This window comes from Mesobacillus subterraneus (assembly GCF_003937825.1).
GTDB lineage: Bacteria > Bacillota > Bacilli > Bacillales > Cytobacillaceae > Mesobacillus > Mesobacillus subterraneus.
Genome location: NZ_RSFW01000008.1, coordinates 24,674 through 31,200, shown reverse-complemented (window position 1 = coordinate 31,200; position 6,527 = coordinate 24,674). Strand labels below are relative to the sequence as shown.

At 44.6% G+C, this 6,527-nt stretch carries 6 protein-coding genes; 2 read left to right on the top strand and 4 right to left on the bottom strand.

The genetic code is table 11. The annotated features are described in order from the left end of the window. Both EJA10_RS05590 and EJA10_RS05585 read right to left on the bottom strand, forming a co-directional pair. On the bottom strand, positions 1–352 hold a 352-nt coding region (locus tag EJA10_RS05590), incomplete at its 3' end, for a helix-turn-helix domain-containing protein (RefSeq protein WP_246017697.1). Between the two features lie 720 nt (positions 353–1,072). Further along, positions 1,073–1,855 carry an undecaprenyl-diphosphate phosphatase gene (locus EJA10_RS05585; RefSeq protein WP_125479031.1) on the bottom strand — a complete coding sequence of 261 codons (783 nt, stop codon included), beginning with the start codon at positions 1,853–1,855 and terminating at the stop codon, positions 1,073–1,075. 337 nt (positions 1,856–2,192) lie between these two features. Between EJA10_RS05585 and EJA10_RS05580 the strand changes: the two genes are divergently transcribed. Beyond that, on the top strand, positions 2,193–2,975 hold the full coding sequence (locus tag EJA10_RS05580) for a DUF4931 domain-containing protein (protein WP_125479030.1): 783 nt from the start codon (positions 2,193–2,195) through the stop codon (positions 2,973–2,975). A gap of 165 nt (positions 2,976–3,140) precedes the next feature. Further along, positions 3,141–4,316, top strand: coding sequence for an FtsW/RodA/SpoVE family cell cycle protein (locus tag EJA10_RS05575; RefSeq protein WP_125479029.1), 1,176 nt, complete (start codon positions 3,141–3,143; stop codon positions 4,314–4,316). Positions 4,317–4,350: 34 nt separating this feature from the next. On the opposite strand, the gene EJA10_RS05570 is transcribed toward EJA10_RS05575, so the two are convergent. Continuing rightward, positions 4,351–5,421, bottom strand: coding sequence for a Ger(x)C family spore germination protein (locus EJA10_RS05570; protein WP_125479028.1), 1,071 nt, complete (start codon positions 5,419–5,421; stop codon positions 4,351–4,353). After that, entirely contained in the window at positions 5,418–6,506 is a 1,089-nt protein-coding gene (locus EJA10_RS05565; protein ID WP_125479027.1) for a GerAB/ArcD/ProY family transporter, read from the bottom strand. The genes EJA10_RS05570 and EJA10_RS05565 overlap by 4 nt, the downstream gene beginning before the upstream one ends. Positions 6,507–6,527 lie beyond the last annotated feature (21 nt).

The window sequence follows — 6,527 nt, the reverse complement described above, 5'->3', positions numbered from 1 at the left end:
AATCGGCGCTGCACCGGTAAAGCATCATCAATCCCTCCAGGCTGCCGATATAGGAAGGAGTGATTGAGAGTCCGGTTCCCTCTGAAACTATGTATTTAACAAGCTGCTCCACCAGGAAGTCATGGCTGCCGGAAAGCTGTAGGGTGTGCTGGGGAGGGGTGGGTGCCCTTTCCTGCGATTTCGCTGGTGGTGCTGCCATGCTTGTTTTATATCTTTCAAACTCGCTTTCTTCAATCCGCATTTTATTGCCCACTTTAAAAGCAGACAGATCGCCGCGTTTGATCAGTTCATAGACTGTATGCTTTGAAATTTTCAGCATCGAGGCAATTTCATCAGGAGTATAAATCTGCAAAAAGAATCCCTCCTTTTCTTCATAATCTAAATATAATAGAATATTCAGTAGAAGGGTAAGGTTTTTGTTGGGTTTTATTAAGTTTTGTTTAGTTTCATCATGAATCTATCATATTTTGTTCACATTTTACGAAGGGATCTGCCAATTTATACCTTCACAAAATACTCCGGGCAGTATTGTGTATTTCTTATAGAGAGCATGGTAAACTAAGCAATAGAAAAGATTTGATGAAGAAAGGAAACGGGAGAATGCAAATTTCAGATAAAGCGCGCGACATTCTTAAAGAAATCCTCGCAGAGCGCAATGCAAATGGTATTCGTGTCTACTTCGGCGGCTTTGGCTGAGGAGGCCCGCAGATTGGTCTGGCTCTGGAGGAGCCGGAAGAAGATGATCATGTAACAGTCATTAATGAAATTCAAGTCGCAATCGAAGCCAATATCGTCGACTATACAGAAGGCATGGCACTTGAATACGATGAATACCGCGAAGGTCTTGTCCTCATGGGCGGAGACGGCGGCTGCTGATAAAAAATGCACACCATCTTTTGGATGGTGTGCATTTTTGTATGGCCGGAAACTGGAAAAAAAGCTGCGGAATTTCCAGTTCGCTATGAAAATCTGAATTTCGCTATAAAAAATAGAATTTCGCTATAAAAATGTCAATTTCGCTATAAAAGTTAAATTATCGCTATAAAAACTTGTTTATCTCTATAAAAGTGTTTTAGAACTGCCCAGTGTACTGAAAATACAGTACTGCAATGCCCATAATCCAGACATACACAGCAAAAGGCTTCAATGAGTGATTTTTTAGGTAGCCAATCATCCATTTTACAGCGATATAACCGAAAACCGCAGCTGAAATGATGCCAATCAGCAGTGCCTGGAGCGAAATCGTCTCACTTCCGCCGCTGAATAGGTCCTTCGATTGCAGGACAATCGCCCCGAGGATGGCTGGAGTCGACAACAGGAAGGAGAAATAGGCTGCTGTCTCGCGATCAAGCTTTCTCATAAGCGCCGCGACAATCGTCAGACCGGACCGGGAAATGGCCGGGAAAATCGCTGCCGCCTGGAAAGTGCCGATGAACAGGGCATCCTTGTAGCTGATGTCATCCATTTTCTTGCGGCCATTCTTGATGGTATCCGCGAACCACAGGAAAGCACCGGTAATGAGAAATTCCCAGCCAATCGTCACGCCGGTTTTTGAAATCTCGTCGAAATAATCTTCAAACAGCAATCCGACCACCACTGCCGGCAGCGTGCCCACAACAAGAAGGAAGGTCAGCTTACCGAATGGATTTTTTAACATCTGGATGAATTCATGCCGGTAAAAAACAAACACCGCAACGAGCGTCCCGACATGAAGCATCGTGTCAAGCAGAAGGCCAGCCTCCTCTAGCCCGAACAGATTGCGGCCAAGGTAGAGGTGACCCGTGCTGCTGATCGGCAAAAACTCAGTCAGCCCCTGGATCAGCCCAAGAATAAACGCCTCGATTTTAGAAAGCATACAAATCCCCACTTTTTTAAAGACTTTGTCCAATACAAAGCTATGAAACACATCCACCCAGTATGCACTGAAATTACAAGACTATATCATTCGCGGGTAAACAGATGAATCCTTCTATGTGAAAAATAAAATTACATCCTTTAAAATGATAATTACGGTAATTCCTAATACAATAGTAAAAAAACTATTCAAAATGACACCAATTCAAAACCGAAACCAAATCCAAACTGACACCAAATCCAAACTGACACCTAATCAAACCGGGAATCACACCCAAAAGCAGTAACCAAACTAAAACCAAAAAATCCAATTACCAAATTCCGAAGCAGGTGGGGAAATGACGAATACGCATTTGTTTTTCAATACGGCGATCGGCGTGCAGAAGCCTGAGAATATCCGAAATAAAAATCAAAGCTGTCCGTTTTGCGCGCGGGAGGAGCTGACGGGGATCATTGATGAAGAGGGGCCTATTCTGTTGCTTAAAAATAAATATCCGGTGCTGGAGAATGCGTACCAGACTGTACTGGTGGAGACGGATGTGTGTGATGAGGAGTTTTCACGGTATTCACCTGGGCATTTGAACCGGCTGCTGGGTTTCGCGATCCGTCACTGGATGAAGATGGAGGAATCAGGGGAGTATCGTTCGGTTGTTTTTTTCAAAAATCACGGGCCGCTTTCGGGCGGAACCATTGCCCATTCACATATGCAGATTGTCGGGCTCTATGACCTGGACTACCACGAAAAAATTTCCGAAGCTGATTTTACCGGGCTCCACATCCAGGAACAGAATGATGTCCATTTCAATCTATCCCTTCGTCCGAAGGTAGGGTTTTATGAGTTCAATATCAGGATGGAAAGGGGCAGGCCGTCTGCTACATTCGCTTCTTTCATCCAGACGGCGGTGCATTACATCATGCACGCTTTCCCGTTCAAGTGCAGCAGCTACAATCTTTTCTTTTACAGCTTCGAAGGGGATATGATCTGCAAAGTAGTGCCAAGATTCGTGACGACTCCGTTGTTCATAGGCTATCATCTGCCGCAGGTCCCGAATAATCTCGAGTGGATGGCGGAGGATCTTAGGAACAGATATTTCAATGAATCAATGGAAAAGGAAGCGTAAGCCAATTGCCTGTGCCATATTGCCTGAATACGAATCTGCCCTTTATGTAATAATAACCATTTCGCAGTCAGAAGTTGTGATTTATTGTCGAAAAAAATATAATGAAGTATTGAACAGTTCTTCATTTAGGCTGCAGAAATCAGCCTGCATTAAAGGGGAATAAACATGACTTCGAATACAAAAAATAACTCCCGGCTCGACTATGGGCTGGTCACGATATTAATATTATTATTCCTGGCGAGTTGTGTCGCCATCTACAGCGCGCAGACGACAGGGCAGTATGGCTCTGAAAACTTCCTGATCAAGCAGATCGTCTGGTATATCATTGGCGCGGGCATCATCACGGCCGTCATCACGCTTGATTCAGATCAGCTGCAAAAATTGAGCTGGTACGCGTATGGCTTTGGCCTTGTCCTGCTGGCTGGGCTGATTGTAGCTCCATCCAGCATTGCTCCGGTCATTAACGGTGCGAAGAGCTGGTACAGGGTGCCTGCGATGGGAACGCTGCAGCCATCCGAGCTGGTGAAGGTGTTCATCATCCTGGCGCTCGCACGTGTCATCGTCGACCATCACCAGAAATACCGGCTGAAGACGATGCAGACGGATTTCTGGCTTTTAATCAAAATAGGCATCGTCACGATGGTGCCGCTCCTGCTTGTCATGCAGCAGCCTGACCTGGGAACATCGCTCGTTTATATTGCGATCATGCTTGGGATGATCTTTATCTCCGGCATTACCTGGAAGCTGCTTGTGCCTATTTTCGGGACAGGCATGACACTGATTTCCATCATCTTTTATTTTGTCATCTGGAAACCTGAAATCCTTGAAAAATATCTTGGAGTGAAGCAATACCAATTTGGGCGGATTTATTCCTGGCTCGATCCTTATAACTACCAGAGCACCACGGGCTTCCAGCTGACGAGGTCGCTGCTGGCGATCGGTTCCGGTGAAACAGTCGGAAAGGGGTATGGCACGAGGGAAGTATACCTTCCGGAAAGCCACACAGACTTCATTTTCAGCATCATCGGCGAAGAGTTCGGGTTTGTCGGCGCGAGCGTGCTGGTCAGCTTGTTTTTCCTGCTGATCTACCAGATCACCAAAATCGGCATGGAAACGAAAAATGATTTCTACACCTTCATTTGTGTAGGGGTCATCAGCATGATCACCTTCCACGTGTTCCAGAATATCGGCATGACGATCGGCCTGCTGCCAATTACGGGTATCCCGCTGCCATTCATCAGCTACGGCGGAAGCTCACTGATGGGGAATATGCTGGCAGTCAGCCTGATTTTCTCAATCCGCTACCACCATAAGAAATATATGTTTTCCACATCAACATAAAAGGAGCAGGAATCCCGTGATTCCTGCTCCTTCCTTATTCAACAATCCCAACCTCAGTAATGACCACGTTTGTTTTTACATCCACTGTCAGGTTCTTGTATTCATCTTCCCATCTTTTAAAATCGAATCCCCTTGTTTTGGTTTTGATGAATTGGCCGAAGCCTATGGGATCGATTCCCTTTTCCTGGAAATCCTTGATCATGGCGGTAGTTTCTTTGTTCACTATGGCTTCCAATTCCTTTTCAATTTTTTTTACGACATCAGGAGACAATGTTTTACCCGTGTATTCACGGACCAGTCCCTCGATTTTTATTTCGACCGTAACTTTATGTGGGTTGCGCTTTGTCACCTTCATCTTGTGCTTTGAATTCAGGTCCTTAATCGATACTTTTTCGCCTTCCAGTTCAAGATTGAACGACCCTTCACTGAACTTGTCTGTGAGCAGTTTAAAAAAGAACATTTTATCTGGAGGAAGTTCCTCGACCATTTTCTCGTCCTTGAATATAGCAATCCCTACAATATCTACGATTTCCGGCTCGACTTTCTTGAGAATGGGAAGATAAGGATCCTTTCCTTCCTGATACAGATTGAATAAAAAGAGATGCATATTGGTGACGGGCAGATTCCTGCTTTCGGTGTTGTGCTTAATCAGTTGGGATAAGTGGACGGCATTGCCTCTGTTGCCGTACGTACCGTTTAGAATTTCTTTTGCTTTATCATCGGCAACTGCAAAATATATTCTGGCTCCAATACTGGCATCGCGTTCATAGGCGTCGATAAACTGCCGAAGTCCCTTTCTGGCAATCTTCTCGCCAAATATAGCGATCTCGAGAGAACCTGTAACGAGTGGCTGTGCAGATTTGCGCTGGACTTCCTGGATTAGGTCTCTGTTGCTTTCGGCCGTTGCAGAGAAGGTGAAATTGCCGATGTTTTTGTCAGGGTTGAATATTGGAATCATGACCGTTCCTTCAATTTTTTCTCCTTCCTCAGACACGTCATAGCCTACTCCCATCTCTATATTGACGTCATCGATGATTTCTTTCTCCACACAGCCTGTAAGGGCAAAGACAGCAGCTAGAATAAGGGAGATTTTGCTTAGCTTCATTTGTTTTTCACCTTCTTGGCAATCATTGTCGCGAAAAACAAAAAAGGAATATATCCATATGTGACCGCAAATCCAATTTTCGCTGTCCAGTCATTCAGAAGGTTTATTTTTAGGCGGGTATCAAAAAATGGTATGGCAGCCAGGCAAATCAGCGCCATAATAATGACACCTTTTCTTTGTTTAAGCTTATATGCTCGCTTTAAGATCATGCTGGCACCCCAGAGGGCGATGCAAATATTCGGCAGGATGACAAGATTCCAGTTCGCAATGCCAATATATTCGAAACGTTCAACGAAAGGCATGGTGACGATTTTCCACATTTCAAGCGTAGCCCAGATGGATTTGGCGAGATAGGCTTCGGAAAAGTAAGAAAAAGTAACAATGGCCAGGGCTGTGTATATGATGGTTGTCAGAAAAACCCCTAGATGCGCCCACTTTTGAGACTTGGGCGCATCTTTTATAAATGGATAGAAAAAAATCGGAATCTCGAACCCCAAATACGTCAGGGACATGTTATAAGCGCTTGTAAGCATTTCCTTAATTGAATGGTCAAATAACGGCAGCAGGTTCCTGAATTCCGCATACTTCAGGGCAAAACTGAATGTCAGCAGCAAGTAGCTAGGCAGGACTATGCAAAAGAAAGCAATGCCGGTAACGGTTCGAAAACCTCCAAAGATAATATAAACGGACAAAAGCAGGAAAACAAAGCTATACAAAAAAGCATTGATTTCAGGAAACATCCAAACCTGGATTACTTCGATGAATGTCCTCAAAACTGCTAAGGCAAAAATAAGCAAGTAGACAATAAACACGGTGCTGATGAGATGGCCGAATTTTTTTCCGAAAACATAGACGTTCGCTGCAACAATATCACCTTCCACTGTCTGGCAGATTTTATAGATCATCCAAACGATGATGTGGATGCTCAATCCCGCTCCCAGAACGGACATCCAGGCATCAAAGCCAGCAGCCTGCGCTATGATCCGCTGGTATCCAAGGACTCCGATGCCAATTTGCATGGACATGATTAAATAGAGAACGAGAAAAGGTGATATTTGTAATCTTTCAGGTACAGGCTGCTGCATGCTTCATCAAAACCTCCAATG